The sequence below is a fragment of the Niastella soli genome (assembly GCF_017742245.1).
GTDB lineage: Bacteria > Bacteroidota > Bacteroidia > Chitinophagales > Chitinophagaceae > Niastella > Niastella soli.
Map to the genome: position 1 here is coordinate 1,049,776 of NZ_JAGHKO010000004.1, position 14,551 is coordinate 1,064,326.

Annotated in this window: 11 protein-coding genes; 5 read left to right on the forward strand and 6 right to left on the reverse strand. The window is 45.6% G+C overall.

Going from position 1 to position 14,551, the window contains the following annotated elements; genetic code table 11:
- Window positions 1–105 precede the first annotated feature (105 nt).
- Complete coding sequence (locus J7I42_RS19170) at window positions 106–1,443, forward strand: DEAD/DEAH box helicase (protein WP_209140460.1); 1,338 nt, start codon at window positions 106–108, stop codon at window positions 1,441–1,443.
- A gap of 74 nt (window positions 1,444–1,517) precedes the next feature.
- On the opposite strand, the gene trxA is transcribed toward J7I42_RS19170, so the two are convergent.
- Together trxA and J7I42_RS19180 are read right to left on the reverse strand one after the other, a co-directional pair.
- A complete protein-coding gene (gene trxA / locus J7I42_RS19175; protein WP_209140461.1) occupies window positions 1,518–1,817 on the reverse strand; it encodes a thioredoxin in 300 nt (99 codons plus the stop codon).
- A 4-nt stretch (window positions 1,818–1,821) separates the two neighbouring features.
- Entirely contained in the window at window positions 1,822–2,751 is a 930-nt protein-coding gene (locus tag J7I42_RS19180) for a DnaJ C-terminal domain-containing protein (RefSeq protein ID WP_209140462.1), read from the reverse strand.
- A 267-nt stretch (window positions 2,752–3,018) separates the two neighbouring features.
- Between J7I42_RS19180 and katG the strand changes: the two genes are divergently transcribed.
- Entirely contained in the window at window positions 3,019–5,292 is a 2,274-nt protein-coding gene (katG, locus tag J7I42_RS19185) for a catalase/peroxidase HPI (RefSeq protein ID WP_209140463.1), read from the forward strand.
- Window positions 5,293–5,520: 228 nt separating this feature from the next.
- Window positions 5,521–8,736: an ELWxxDGT repeat protein gene (locus tag J7I42_RS19190; RefSeq protein ID WP_209140464.1), complete on the forward strand. Its 3,216-nt coding sequence runs from the start codon at window positions 5,521–5,523 to the stop codon at window positions 8,734–8,736.
- A gap of 100 nt (window positions 8,737–8,836) precedes the next feature.
- Here the strand turns inward: J7I42_RS19190 and J7I42_RS19195 are convergent, their stop codons facing one another.
- Complete coding sequence (locus J7I42_RS19195) at window positions 8,837–9,001, reverse strand: hypothetical protein (RefSeq protein ID WP_209140465.1); 165 nt, start codon at window positions 8,999–9,001, stop codon at window positions 8,837–8,839.
- A 146-nt stretch (window positions 9,002–9,147) separates the two neighbouring features.
- Window positions 9,148–9,975 carry a hypothetical protein gene (locus J7I42_RS19200; protein ID WP_209140466.1) on the reverse strand — a complete coding sequence of 276 codons (828 nt, stop codon included), beginning with the start codon at window positions 9,973–9,975 and terminating at the stop codon, window positions 9,148–9,150.
- A 211-nt stretch (window positions 9,976–10,186) separates the two neighbouring features.
- Here J7I42_RS19200 and J7I42_RS19205 point away from each other — a divergent pair, with 211 nt between their 5' ends.
- Window positions 10,187–11,140 (forward strand): YihY/virulence factor BrkB family protein, encoded by a 954-nt coding sequence (locus tag J7I42_RS19205; protein WP_209140467.1) that lies wholly within the window; start codon window positions 10,187–10,189, stop codon window positions 11,138–11,140.
- A gap of 44 nt (window positions 11,141–11,184) precedes the next feature.
- Here the strand turns inward: J7I42_RS19205 and J7I42_RS19210 are convergent, their stop codons facing one another.
- A complete protein-coding gene (locus J7I42_RS19210) occupies window positions 11,185–11,397 on the reverse strand; it encodes a hypothetical protein (RefSeq protein ID WP_209140468.1) in 213 nt (70 codons plus the stop codon).
- Window positions 11,398–11,631: 234 nt separating this feature from the next.
- Between J7I42_RS19210 and J7I42_RS19215 the strand changes: the two genes are divergently transcribed.
- Window positions 11,632–12,870, forward strand: a complete 1,239-nt coding sequence (locus J7I42_RS19215) for a threonine aldolase family protein (protein WP_209140469.1) — start codon at window positions 11,632–11,634, stop codon at window positions 12,868–12,870.
- Window positions 12,871–12,935: 65 nt separating this feature from the next.
- Here the strand turns inward: J7I42_RS19215 and J7I42_RS19220 are convergent, their stop codons facing one another.
- On the reverse strand, window positions 12,936–14,432 hold the full coding sequence (locus tag J7I42_RS19220; RefSeq protein WP_209140470.1) for an RICIN domain-containing protein: 1,497 nt from the start codon (window positions 14,430–14,432) through the stop codon (window positions 12,936–12,938).
- Window positions 14,433–14,551 lie beyond the last annotated feature (119 nt).

Here is a 14,551-nt window from a genome sequence, read left to right on the forward strand (position 1 = left end):
GGATCCTGGGTTAATTTACCAAATCTAAAGCGCTGCTGCAACCGTTAAAACACCCATATTTTCAGACATCCGCCATTCGCCTTTTATCCGGCAAATCCCTTGAAAATGATGTACTTTTGCCGCATGGTGGAATCTACATTTTCTATTGAGAACACGCTTTCCAATTTACAGATCGATACTTTGAACGAGATGCAGCAGGCATCTCTGGAGGCCAATAAAACCTCCAATGAAGTGATATTACTGGCCAATACTGGTTCTGGCAAAACCCTGGCGTTCCTGCTGCCCATTACGCAGCTGTTAAAAAAGGACCAGGTTACCCAGGCCCTGATCATTGTACCATCCCGGGAACTGGCCCTGCAAATTGAAACGGTTTTCAAGAAAATGGGAACAGGGTTCAAGATCACCTGCTGCTATGGCGGTCATAAACGGGAGATCGAAGAAAACAACCTGCTGCAGGCACCTCAACTGATCGTAGGCACCCCTGGCCGGCTGGGCGATCACATCCGCCGCGGCAATATTACCACCAGCCATATTGAGACCCTGGTGCTGGATGAGTTTGACAAATCGCTGGAAGAGGGGTTTGATGAAGAGATGTCTTTTATTATAAGCTCCCTGCCCGGCCTGAAAAAGAAAATATTGACATCCGCTACGGAAGCAGTGGAGATCCCGGATTTTGTGGGCTTGCAAGCGCCTGTTAAAATAAACTTCCTAACAGGCGAGAAATCCCCTGCCCTTGCGGTCCAAATGGTATTGAGTGATGATAAGGACAAAACCGAGACCTTGTTCAGACTGATCTGCCACCTCGGCAACCGGTCAACCATCGTGTTTTGTAACCAACGCGAATTTGTAGAACTGGTAAACACCAATTTGAAAGAGAAAGGGATTGTGAGTGTATTTTACCACGGTGCTATGGAACAACGGGACCGTGAAGTAGCTTTAAGCAAGTTCCGCAACGGCAGCTCCAATGTGCTGGTAACAACAGATCTTGCTGCCCGCGGACTGGATATCCCGAACATCCGTTACATTATACATTATCAACTCCCCCATACACAGGAAGCATTTACCCATCGCAATGGGCGCACGGCAAGAATGGAAGCCAGCGGGACAGCCATTTTAATAGTGGCGCCACATGAAAGAGTGCCTGAGTATATTACGCCAGCACCCGAAGCAATTAATTTGCCTGAGACTGCTGAGTTACCGCAAAAACCAGGCTGGACCACCTTCTTTATTGGGGCCGGTAAAAAAGACAAAGTAAATAAGGTAGACATCGTAGGCTTTTTCACTAATAAAGGACAGCTGAAAAAAGAAGACATTGGCTTAATTGAGGTGAAGGATTTCTTCTCGTTTGTAGCTATCCGTAAATCAAAAGCCAGCCATACATTACATACGATCAAGGATGAAAAGATCAAAAACAAAAAGGTAAAGATCGATGTAGCAAAATAGTTATAAAAAGGGGCCGACGTCGGCCCCTTTTTAATTTCGTTTACTTATTTATGTGGCAAAAATAAGCCGGCTGTTTATACATGTTGTTTTATCAGATCAACCAACTGTTTTTTATTGGCTACCCCAGATTGCCGCCAAACGGGCCGGCCATTCCTGAACAGGATAAGGGTGGGCACACCACTGATCTGATAAGCCTGGGCAATAGCGGGCATTTTATCAACATCTATCTTGATGATCCGGGCGCTGTCGCCTATCTCTGATTTTACTTCTTTCAATACCGGGGCCTGTACTTTACAGGGACCACACCATTCTGCAAAAAAATCAACCAGTACAGGTTTCCCTTCATTCAACACACTTTGAAAATTCTCTTTCATACCATTAACTTTTTTGTTTTTTAAAACTATCCTGCAATTGCTTTATCAGTTCCTTTTGTTCTTCCGTAAACGAGTCCGGCAATTTGGCTTCCACTTTTATATACAGGTCGCCTACGGCCTGTTCATTATAAACCGGCATTCCTTTTCCTTTCAACCTGAACTTCTTGCCGTTCTGTGTTCCTTCCGGAACTGTTATGGTCACTTCGCCTGAAAGCGTGGCAACCGGCACTTTCCCGCCCGTCATTAATGTAAAAGCATCTACCGGAACGTCTATGTGCAGGTCGTTACCGGTCCTTTTAAACACACTGTTGGGTTGTATATGTACCGTTATATATAGATCCCCGGCTTTGCCTGAACGGCCTTTCATTCCTTTGCCTTTCGATTTAAGCACCAGTCCTTCGTAAGCGCCCGGTTTTATTTTTACCTTAAGCTTTTCTGTTCCCAGGTCTATGATACGCTCAGTGCCCGAAAAGGCTTCCTGCAGCGTTATGGCTGCTTCCCCTTCAATACTCCGACCCGGCACCTCCTGTTGATAACCGCCATAACTTCTTTCAGAGCCACTACCGCCAAAGAAAGAATTAAAGAAGTCAGAAAATCCACCGCCGCCAAAAATGTCATCAGGGTTACCGTTATATTCGTAATAACTTTGTCCGCCCCGCTGGCCACCAAAGCCACCACCGCCGGCACCATTAAAATCTGCGTGCTCGTACTGTTTCCAGTTAGCACCCAGCGTATCGTATTTCTTACGCTTATCTGGATCGCTCAATACTTCATTTGCTTCCGATACTTCCTTGAATTTTTCTTCGGCTTTTTTATCACCCGCATTTTTATCGGGGTGATACTTAACAGCCAACTTACGGTAAGCCTTTTTTATTTCGTCTTGTGAAGCACTTTTAGCTACTCCCAATACTTTATAGTAGTCTTTATATTCCATTGGTATCTGCTGTTTTGTCAAGAGAATTGTTTCAAATACTGTACCTTTTCATAATCTGGCGCGGATTTGGGGAATTGTGCATTAACAAAAGTCAAATTGGCATAAAACACAAAATTATAGTAACAATTTGTCCCATTATGCCATCATAGGTTTTACCTATCAAAGTATAGAATTAATTGATTTTGCTTATTTCCCCAATATCCTAATTTTAGCTCCCCTACCCAAAGAATTAAGCAATTGTTTCTTCAATACCATAAACTTAGACAAATGGAAAAAGATCAAAAAGACATTAGTAAATGCCCCTTTCATAACGGCAGCCTGAAGCAGAATGTGGGCGGAGGCGGCACCCGGAATCGCGATTGGTGGCCCAATCAGCTTAAGGTGAACATCCTTCGTCAGCATTCAGCAAAATCGAACCCAATGGGTGATGACTTTAATTATGCGGAAGCATTTAAAAGTCTTGACCTGGAAGCGGTAAAAAAAGACCTGCATGCCTTGATGACCGATTCGCAAAGCTGGTGGCCTGCTGATTTTGGGCATTATGGTCCCCTGTTCATACGTATGGCCTGGCACAGTGCCGGTACCTACCGGGTTTTTGATGGCCGCGGTGGTGGTGGTTCCGGCCAACAACGGTTTGCGCCCCTGAACAGCTGGCCCGATAACGTAAGCCTTGATAAAGCACGCCGGCTGCTTTGGCCCATTAAACAAAAATATGGCAATAAGCTCTCCTGGGCCGATCTAATGATCCTTGCCGGAAATATTGCCCTGGAGTCGATGGGTTTTAAAACATTTGGCTTTGCTGGCGGCCGGCCCGATGTATGGGAACCAGATGAAGATGTGTATTGGGGTGCTGAAAACACCTGGCTGGGTGGCGACGTCCGTTATGCGCACGGCTCACCCGGTGTAGTGGAAAGTCATGGCGTTTTATCGGCTGATGAGCCCGCAGATGGCGATATTCACAGCCGTAATCTGGAAAGACCGCTGGCTGCCGTTCAAATGGGTTTGATCTATGTAAATCCTGAAGGACCCGATGGCAACCCTGACCCGATCGCTGCCGCAAAAGATATTCGCGATACGTTTGGCCGCATGGCTATGAATGATGAGGAAACTGTTGCCCTTATTGCGGGCGGTCACAGTTTTGGTAAAACCCATGGCGCGGCGCCTGCTACCCATGTTGGCAAAGAACCCGAAGCCGTTGACCTGGAATTACAGGGTCTTGGCTGGAGCAATAGTTTTAAATCTGGTAAAGGCGCTGACACCATCACCAGCGGCCTGGAAGTTATCTGGACAAAAACCCCCACCAAATGGAGCAACAACTTCTTTGAGAACCTGTTTGGGTTTGAATGGGAGTTGACAAAAAGTCCGGGCGGCGCCCACCAATGGGTTGCTAAAAATGCAGAGGGTATTATTCCTGATGCCTTTGATGGTTCAAAGAAGCATTTGCCTACGATGCTTACTACCGATCTTTCTTTACGGTTTGATCCTATATACGAGAAGATCTCCCGCCGCTTTCTGGAAAACCCAGAGGCATTTGCGGATGCCTTTGCGCGTGCCTGGTTTAAATTGACCCACCGCGATATGGGTCCACGCGCCCGTTACCTGGGTTCAGATGTACCGAAGGAAGAACTGCTTTGGCAGGATCCTATTCCGGCAGTGGACCATCCATTGATCAATGATAAAGAGGTGGCCGCGCTGAAGGAAAAAGTACTAACCTCAGGACTGACCGTATCAGAACTGGTTTCTACTGCATGGGCTTCTGCATCAACATTTCGTGGTACTGATAAACGCGGTGGTGCCAATGGCGCCCGCATTCGCCTGGCCCCGCAAAAATTCTGGGTGGCCAACAATCCGCCTCAATTACAAAAAGTATTGAGCAAACTGGAAACCATTCAAAAAGAATTCAATGAAGCGCAATCAGGTGGCAAGAAGGTTTCAATGGCCGATCTGATCGTACTGGCTGGTTGTGCCGGGATCAAAAAAGCGGCTAAGGATGCCGGTTTTGATGTAACCGTTCCGTTTACTCCTGGCCGAATGGATGCCTTGCAGGAACAAACCGATGTGGAATCTATAGGCTACCTGGAACCACATGCCGATGGTTTCCGCAATTACCGCAAAACAAGATCGCATGTTTTAACGGAAGCATTGCTGATAGATAAAGCGCACCTGCTTACGTTAACAGCACCCGAATTAACGGTACTGGTGGGCGGTATGCGCGTACTGGATACTAATTTTGATGGCAGCAAACATGGCGTGCTTACCTCTCGTCCTGGCAAGCTTACCAATGATTTCTTTGTAAACCTGCTGGACATGAACACTGCCTGGAAGTCGGCTACTGAAGACAGGGAGCTGTACGAAGGTACCGACCGTACAACAGGTAAGGCCAAGTGGTTAGCTACCCGCGCCGACCTGGTGTTTGGTTCCAACTCAGAATTGAGAGCCATTGCCGAAGTGTACGGCGCTGCTGATGCCCAGGAGAAATTTGTAACCGATTTTGTGGCTGCCTGGAATAAAGTCATGAACCTCGACAGGTTTGAGCTATAGTTGACGGGTTAACCAGTTGACCAGTTAACAAGCGCGAACGTCCACTCGATACATCGGGAGGACGTTTTTGCTTTTTAGACCTACATGCTTGCACTTGCGCCTGTGTACGCGTATATTTGTGATTTTTAATGGACTACCATTAATTCCCTGGTAGTTCAACATAATCCAATATCGTATATTTTCGATCCGGGCCCGTTAGCCGGTAAAACACACAACCCCTACAACCACATGCGATTACACGTTCGCCCTTTACTGGCGATGCTTGCTTGCATCCCGGCTCTTTTGCACGCGCAAACTTTTTCGGTTCCCAGGTATATTGGAAATACGCAGCAAAGCTCAAATCCTGCCCGTTTTGCGGTAATGAATGGCGTTACCTATTTTGCAGCCACCGATGGAATTAATGGAACGGAATTATGGCGTACCGATGGTACTGCTGCTGGTACAGTACTGGTAAAAGATATTAATCCCGGCTCCTCCAACTCCATCAATTCTAACCTTTTTGCTATCAATAACACGCTGTATTTTGCCGCCTCCGATGGCACTAACGGAACGGAATTATGGAAGTCAGACGGTACAGCTGCAGGTACTGTTATGGTGAAGGATATAAATCCAGGTTCGGCCAATTCTAATATCACCCAATTTGTTGCGTTAAATGGCATTGTATACTTTTCTGCCATTACGGCTAATGAAGGCCAGGAATTGTGGCGTAGTGATGGCACCAATGCAGGCACCTATATAGTAATTGACCTATGGCCTGGCAACATCGGTTCCCCTATAACAGGACTGACCGAGCTAAATGGCGCCCTGTACTTTTCAGGAAACGATGGTTTATTGGGTCAGGAACTATATAAAACCGATGGTACAGCCGCAGGAACGGTGCTAATAAAAGATATCATCGGAGGTATCACTGGTAGTAATCCAACCGGAATTGTAAATGTAAATGGCACCTTGTTTTTTTCAGCACAGCCAGTGGCCGGACAAACGCAGTTATGGAAAAGCGATGGTACCGCCGCAGGTACCGTAATGCTTACCAGTACCGCGGGTTCCGGCGCCAATCCAGTTAATTTAACCAACGTGAACGGCACCTTATTTTTTGCCGCAACTGAAACTACCACAGGTACTGAGCTTTGGAAAAGTGATGGTACGCCTGCAGGTACCGTAAGCGTAAAAGATATTTATCCCGGTACCAACAGTTCCAATTGCACCAACCTCTTTAATATGAACGGGACGCTGTACTTTTCCGCAATTGACGGTACTACTGGCCAGGAACTGTGGAAATCGGATGGCACAGCAGGAGGCACTGTTTTAATAAAAGATATTAACCCGGGTACCAATGCCAATAATAGCAGCCCGGCATCCTTTACTGCCGCGAACGGTGTATGTTTCTTTTCGGCCATGGATGGCACCAACGGGATTGAATTATGGAAAACCGATGGTACCGATGCCGGCACTACACTGATAAAAAATATCAATATCCAAAACGCCAATTCCAGCCCTGGTAATTTGGTCAATAACAATGGGGTTATCTATTTTAGCGCTACCGAGGTATCTTCAGGCACTGAATTATGGAAATCGGATGGTACGGCTGCAGGCACCATAATGGTAAAGAATATCAACAGAATAGGTTCAGGTGGCACTGCACTCAATTTAACTGATGTGAATGGTACGCTGTTTTTCCAGGACAATGATAGTTATGGACAGGAATTATGGAAGTCGGACGGCACCGAGGCAGGCACCATTATGGTAAAAGACATTAATGTAGGCAGCGCAAATTCTACGCCCGCCAATCTTTATAATTTCAATGGCACACTCTATTTTCAGGCAAATGATGGCACAAATGGGGTGGAATTATGGAAATCTGACGGTACGGAAGCCGGCACTGTGCTGGTAAAAGATATAAACCCCAACGGGGCGGGCTCCCAGCCTGGCAATTTTACCAACGTTAACGGGACGCTGTTTTTCACTGCTAATACAGCCGCAGCCGGTGTGGAGTTATGGAAAACGGATGGCACCACCGCCGGCACGGTGCAGGTAGCGGATATCTGGTCTGGTAACAACAGTTCTTCTCCAACAAACCTGGTAAATTTAAATGGCACCGTTTATTTCGTCGCCAGGACTACAGCAGCCGGCCTTGAATTATGGAAAAGCGATGGCACCAGCGCAGGTACCGTAATGGTAACAGATATTTATCCCGGCAACACCTCTTCAAACATTAATTATCTGACAGTAATAAATGGCACACTGTGGTTTCAGGCAAGGAATGCTACAACCACCGGAACGGAATTGTGGAAAAGCGATGGTACTGCGGCCGGCACGGTGATGGTAAAAGACATTAATACCAACGCTAACGGTTCTTCCTTGCCCCAATATTTTACAGGCATTGGTAATATCGTTTATTTTTCCGCACAAGATGCCGTTTCGGGAATAGAGCTATGGAAAACCGATGGAACAACAGCCGGGACCGTACTGGTAAAGGATATTAATACCTCAGGCAGTTCCACTCCTGCCCTTCTTGTAAACATAAATGACATCCTGTATTTTACTGCCAATACCCCAGCCAGTGGTACGGAGCTTTGGAAAAGCGACGGTACAGCTGCTGGCACTGTACTGATAAAAAATTTAGATGGATCAGCTTCCAGCTCAACCCCCATCAATTTAACCAATATACGCGGCACCCTGTATTTTACAGGCACAGATGCTGTTAATGGTTATGAACTATGGAAAAGCGATGGCACCAGCGCCGGCACGGCGATGGTCCAGGACATGAATCCGAATGGGAACAGCAGTAACCCCAGCCCCATTGTGTTGAGCGGTGCTAATATTTTTACGGCAGCAGTCGATGCCAATGGAACTACCCAGCTATGGGTAGCTACAGCCCCCATTCCATTGCCACTGCACCTGCTATCGATGAACGCCCGTGAATATAATGGTGATGGTATCTTACACTGGCAAACAACCGCAGAAGAGAATACCAGTCATTTTGAGATCGAGCGCAGCATGGATGGTAAAAGCTTTTCGCGCATTGGCAGCCTTGCAACAACAGGCGGCGTAATGCTTACCAACAATTATTCCTATGTTGATAAGAACATCAGTCAATTGGGCGTACAGAAAATATATTACCGGTTAAAAACTGTTGATGTAGATGGTCGCTATAGTTATTCGGGCATTGTTTCCATTGCGCTTAACGCAAATGCAGCAACGGTCCGGGTATACCCCAACCCCGCACAACAGACTGCACATATTCAGGTTAGTGTGTTGGAGAAAACAACCGTGCAGATGCAGGTAACTGATCTCAGCGGTCACACTATTATAAACAAGCGCTATGCACTGGAAGCGGGCAGCAACCTGCTAAATGTTCCGGTAAATAACTTAAGCACCGGCATTTATACAGTTACTATTTCAGGTAATGGTATTCGCAGCCAGGTGCAGCTGGTAAAAGAATAATCAAGGCCCTTAACTTATAAAAAAACCTCCCCATGATACTGTGAGGAGGTTTTTTTTATCTGATTCGCCAGATAGCCTTTACTTGATATTTTTCCTGCAGCTAGGAGAACATGCACGGATGCTTGTGTTCTTTTTTCTTTTCGATCTTTTGTTCCTGTTTTACCGGAGCCTTTTCCTTTTGAGTTCTGTTTGTCCAGTTTAATCTGGCATATGCTACCGCACCTAAAAGGGCAAGTAGTACAACAATCACTACAGCTCGTTTCATAACCCGGAATTTAATTCTCATAAGTTACGATAAACAGCACAGGTTTCCCTATTTATTGTATGAATGGTAACAATAATAAAAACATGCTTCACCTCTGCTGAGCCGAGGGGGAAGCATGTTTCAACTACTCAAGATATCGTGAACAATTAAGGAACTGCTGTTACCGTATTCTGGTTAACTATAGGCCATACGCCGGGTGTTGGCACACTCACCCCTTTGGTGTTGCCACGCTTTGCAGAGTCGGGGCCAAAATAATAAAGCGGCCAGCCTTTAAAAGTAACCTGGTTCCTTCCGAATACACTTGTCTTATTAAAGTCGGCCGTATTAAAGGTAGAAGGTATACTTTGCTGCATCAACGAATCAATAGGCCAGGTACCGTTATTGCTGAAATCTGACTTGGTATATTTATTCGTATTAAGCCTGTCGTTTGCGAACGCATATAGAGTGCGGCCATAGGCATCAGTGAGGTAGGGAGTTATTTCATCACCTTCCACATACTTACTGGTATAGTGCTTTGTATCTCTACCAATTAACTGGGTATAGGCCAGCATGATGGAATAATCAGGTTTGGCAGTGAACCATTTACCGCCCACTCCTTCGCCTTTTACATCGCCTTTTGTTGAATCCTTTACATAGTAATACAAGGGCCAGCCTTTGTATGTTGATTGGGGTGATCCATCTGCGCGGGTAATGGTGCCAAAATCAGTAGCGGTGAGGCCTGCAGGAAGATCCGGCGTTTCTACAAAATAAGGTGGCCAGTTGGTGGCGCAACCGCCGCTACAGGCCGATTGCCCGTTGGCATCCATTGAATAGAAATAGAGCGTTTTGCCTTTACCATCGGTGATGATGGTACCCAACTTAGCATCTGATGTCAATTTGAAATTATTAGGATCAGGATGTTCTTCCGCTTTATGGGTACAGGCAGCAGTTAGCAATAACAGGCCACCCCCTATCAGGAGCATGGATCGTTTCATGTTAGAATTTTAATTTAATAGTTATGGTTAACGTATTTGCAGAGCGCTCTGCAAACAAAACCTTCTGGTTATTAGCAACCAGATACGCTAAATTGTTAATGCGGGTTTCCTTGACCAGATAAAAAAATTAAAAAGCCCTTAAACTGGGGATATCTTTCGTTAAAAGGGCATGGTATAATTTTTTAGGTAATACTATCCAGGGTCTGAACCGATGAAGCAATTAAAGAACATAGGAAAAGCACTGGTGCAGTGTTTCAAAAATTTGATGGATGACAAGCTCCTCAAATTGAGTGCCTCACTTGCCTATACCACCGTATTTTCCTTTGGGCCTTTGCTGGTAGTTGTTATTTTTTTATGCAGTATTTTTTTGGGGCAGGAAGCTGTACAGGGGAGAATTTATGATCAAATGAAACAGTTTGTAGGCCCTGATGCGGCGCTTCAACTGCAAGACATTATAAAGAATGCTTCTCTAAGCGGTAAAGGCACTACAGCGGCCGTAATTGGCATAGTGACCCTTATATTCAGTGCAACGGCCGTATTTGCTGAAATACAGGACTCTATCAATACCATCTGGGGCTTTAAGGCAAAACCGAAAAAAGGGTTATGGCTTTTCCTCAGGACCCGGTTCTTATCTTTTTCTCTTGTCATTAGCCTTGGCTTTTTATTGCTGGTGTCACTTGCAGTAACTACCATTGTGGAAGGGCTGAGCGACCGCCTTAAAAGCCACTTCCCTGATGTTACGGTCGTTATCTTCTATATTTTAAACCTGGTGATCTCCTTTTTAGTGATCACCGCCCTGTTCCTGATGATCTTTAAAGTACTACCCGATGCAAAAACCAAATGGAAAGATGTGCTGCCTGGCGCCATTGCCTCCAGCGTGTTGTTTATGATAGGTAAATTTGGCATCAGCTTTTATATTGGTCAAAGCAAGATCGGCACCACATATGGGGCGGCAGGTTCATTGGTGATCTTGTTATTATGGGTATATTATTCTGCCATTATTTTATACCTGGGCGCTGAGTTTGCAAAAGCATGGAGTGCACAAAAAGGCACCTACCTCCATCCCAATGATTATGCAGTGGCGTTGAAGAAGATTGAAATAGAAACAGACAAAGATCATAATACTACAGTAAAAGAAATTAATAAACAACCCGATGTTAAATAAAACAGGCCGCACCCTGTTCAGATGCGACCTTTATTGCTCATTAATTATTTATTGTCTTCCTCTTCCCCTTCCCCATCAACATACTCTTCTCCTTTTTCATCTATAGCCTTTCTTTCTTTATTCAGCAGGGAACTGAGCGGTCCTTTCATATTTTCCTGGGGATCAGTTTTATGAAGCGTTTCAGGATCGGGTTGTGAAACCGGGTTGTCTTTCTTTTCCTGATCCTTGTTGAGATCCTTCTTTTTATTGTCTTCCATAATCAAGCTTTACCCTGATCACGAAAAAAATTATGCCACCCTACCTCTTATAATACACGTTATATGTTTGAACAAGTAGCGAATCATCATTTAATATATTCGTGGGGAATTTTTCATCAAATACAATACTAATGCGCAGCAACTGATGAAAATAACTACAAAGAACCACTTATTAAAAGACAAACTCATATTTAGTTTCTTAGGGGTAAGACAAAGCTAATATTCCATTTTAATATGTGCAAGCGAACGTACGAGGCCGATAATGATCATGATATTTCACTATCTTCCAATATCAAACGCTTTTATATGGCATCAGTAAACAGAAGAGACTTCCTGAAAAATTCCGGATTAGCCACCTTACCTATGTTGGTTGCCAACCCTGTTTTGGCGGCCATGAATACCGGCCACCAACAACCGGCACCACCAGCCACACAAGTGATCAAATTCATGGGCGATGGTGAAATGTTTGAACCAACCGAATACCTGAACATTTTACAGCAGGCAACCATTGTGCGGGATTCCTATGGTGCCGGCGGATCAGTGGAAGCGCTGGAAAAAAAGTTTGCTGGGATAACCGGTAAGGAAAAAGCCATTTATATGCCAAGCGGCACTATGGCCAATCAACTGGCCATTGCCGTATTGAGTGGTGAGAACAGCAAGGTGTTTGTACAGGAAACCAGCCATGTTTACCGGGATGAAGCCGATGCGGCACAAGCTGTTTTTCAAAAAAGACTGATGCCGCTGGCAAAGGATGAACCATTTTTTACTGCGCAACAATTACAGACAGCGGTAGAAGCCCTTCCTTCAGAGGAGGTATTTAAAACCGGCGTGGGTGCCGTATCGATAGAGAACCCCGTTCGGCGAAGTAGCGGACGAATGGTGCCTCTTGAAGAATTAAGAAAGATCAGCACCTATTGCCGCGCCAACAATATAAAGCTGCATTTCGACGGGGCCAGGATCTATATGGCGGCTGCCTGGTCGGGCGTATCTATAAAAGAATATGCCTCGTTGTGTGATACGTTCTATATTTCATTGTATAAATACTTTGGCGCTGCAGGCGGCGCTGTACTGTGTGGCGATAAAGCCGTAATTGATAAAATGCCGCACCTGATAAAAGTGCATGGCGGTAGCATGTATGGTAATTGGACCAATGCCGCCATGGTCCTGTATCGCCTGGAAGGTTTTGAAGACCGCATGAAAAGTACCGTACAAAAAGCCAATGAGCTTTTTGACGCATTAAATAAGATCTCCGGCATAACGATCAAAGCTTTGCCGGGTGGCACCAATACATACGCTTTTGCGTTATCGCCTAAAATAGAGATCACCAAACTAAGAGATGCATTAAATACGAATTATAATATCCGCATCGGTAGGGTGAACGAAAAAAACGAAGGCTTTTTAACAGTAAATGAAACCCTGCTGTACCAGGACAATAACTACATCATCAATGCATTTAAGAAATGTATAGGATGATCCTAATTTATAAGTTTTTAAAGCGGGCAGACCTGTCGATCTGCCCGCTTTATTTTTAATGAACGTTACAAAGCCACAATCTGCCATTGCTGGTTCCGTCCTCCATTGGAAGGCCATTGAATAATAGTGGCCCCATTGGCGGTAGAAGCGCCATTTACATCCAGCACCTGATTACTATTCTGGTTCAGCAGCTTATAGTAACCAAAGCCGATATCGATCACCCGCCATCTTTGACTGTTCCCGGTACTTACGGTATTTTGAATAACGGAAGCACCATTGGCAGTAGAAGCGCCGGAAACATCCAACCGAAGCGAGCTGTTGCGATTAGTAAGATTAAAATAACCGCTTCCCAAACCAGCGAATGACCATTGCTGATTATTGCCCCCCCAATATGACCATTGTATGGCACTGGCACCAGCCGCAGTGGATTGACCGTTAATATCTACTACCGATCCACTGTTGCGATTGGTTATCCGGTACCAACTGCCGGCGGTAAATGAACCATAGGGCTGGTTGATGCTCACATTATTCCAGGCATATTGCAACCGGCTTAATCCGCTGCTGTTGGTCACTGAAACCGTGCTGCCTGAAAGGGTCAGCAAGCTGTAGGTATCACCCGTTCTTAACCCCGGCCAGTATACGCCCCCGATACCACTTGCCCGTAACTGATTGGTAATACCCTGGAAATACGCAATGTCTCTGTTGGAACCAGGAGCATTGAGATAATTATTACCGGTGGTCATGGGAATCCCAAACTCCGTCATGATTGTACGCGCCGGATAGGTGATCCCCTGTATTTGTCCTTCCCAATCGGCGGCGGTGTTTAAACTGGAATTGAACCAGGTGTAATTGTGATAGGAAAGCAAACAGGCGCTTAACCGCGAGTCGGCCCCTACGCCATTCACATTGGTGGAGTAACCGGCTCCATCCAACAAAACCCGGCTGTTGGGTACCGAAGTGTATTTACCAAGCCATTGCGCATATAGGTTGTTCAGCGCCGTTACCGAATAGCCATGTGGCTCATTGAACACTTCAAAATAAACAGTTGCCGTGCCGCTGTATTTATTGGTTACAGTTCGCCACATGTTCCAGAAGCTGGCCGTATCGGCAACAGTGCCATTGCCACCAGGTGCTTCCCAATAGGCAAGGATCACATTCATGCCTTTTGAAATGGCTGCATCTATAGCCCCTGTATAGGCGTTCCACCAGGTGCCGGCAACGGTAAACGTATTAACAGGCAACCGCACCGTGTTGGCACCTTGTTGTTGAAAAGCAGTGAGGATAGTATTGGCTTTCGATTGGGTACTCGCATAATTGTCAGTGGCGCTTAAACCAGACGGCACCACATTACCACTGGAAAAATTATCATTGGGATCGGCCCAGTTCAATCCTTTAAAACCGCTGGTGCTTTCCACCGCGGGGGTTACCGCTGCAACACCGGTGCTTGTTGTAACCGGATCTTCACTGGTTATTGATTTTTTACAGGACGACAGGCAAAGCAAAGAACAAGCGATCACACCGATGTAAAAGACGGCGGCGCTCCGTACAGGCAATCGTTTCATGTTAAATAGAATTTGGTTTAATAAATATTGATCAATGGGAATGTTGTCTATCAAATTACAACCTAACCAGGGGTAACACGGGGGATAAATCCACTAAATAAAGGGGGTAAACCGGGTTT

What these genes read in the sequence shown, in the direction of transcription:
- J7I42_RS19190 (WP_209140464.1), top strand. Translation starts at nt 5,521, where the DNA reads ATGCGATTACACGTTCGCCCTTTACTGGCGATGCTTGCTTGCATCCCG.
- J7I42_RS19215 (WP_209140469.1), top strand. Translation starts at nt 11,632, where the DNA reads ATGTGCAAGCGAACGTACGAGGCCGATAATGATCATGATATTTCACTA.
- J7I42_RS19200 (WP_209140466.1), bottom strand. Translation starts at nt 9,975, where the DNA reads ATGAAACGATCCATGCTCCTGATAGGGGGTGGCCTGTTATTGCTAACT.
- J7I42_RS19205 (WP_209140467.1), top strand. Translation starts at nt 10,187, where the DNA reads ATGAAGCAATTAAAGAACATAGGAAAAGCACTGGTGCAGTGTTTCAAA.
- J7I42_RS19180 (WP_209140462.1), bottom strand. Translation starts at nt 2,751, where the DNA reads ATGGAATATAAAGACTACTATAAAGTATTGGGAGTAGCTAAAAGTGCT.
- trxA (WP_209140461.1), bottom strand. Translation starts at nt 1,817, where the DNA reads ATGAAAGAGAATTTTCAAAGTGTGTTGAATGAAGGGAAACCTGTACTG.
- J7I42_RS19195 (WP_209140465.1), bottom strand. Translation starts at nt 9,001, where the DNA reads ATGAAACGAGCTGTAGTGATTGTTGTACTACTTGCCCTTTTAGGTGCG.
- J7I42_RS19220 (WP_209140470.1), bottom strand. Translation starts at nt 14,432, where the DNA reads ATGAAACGATTGCCTGTACGGAGCGCCGCCGTCTTTTACATCGGTGTG.
- katG (WP_209140463.1), top strand. Translation starts at nt 3,019, where the DNA reads ATGGAAAAAGATCAAAAAGACATTAGTAAATGCCCCTTTCATAACGGC.
- J7I42_RS19210 (WP_209140468.1), bottom strand. Translation starts at nt 11,397, where the DNA reads ATGGAAGACAATAAAAAGAAGGATCTCAACAAGGATCAGGAAAAGAAA.
- J7I42_RS19170 (WP_209140460.1), top strand. Translation starts at nt 106, where the DNA reads ATGATGTACTTTTGCCGCATGGTGGAATCTACATTTTCTATTGAGAAC.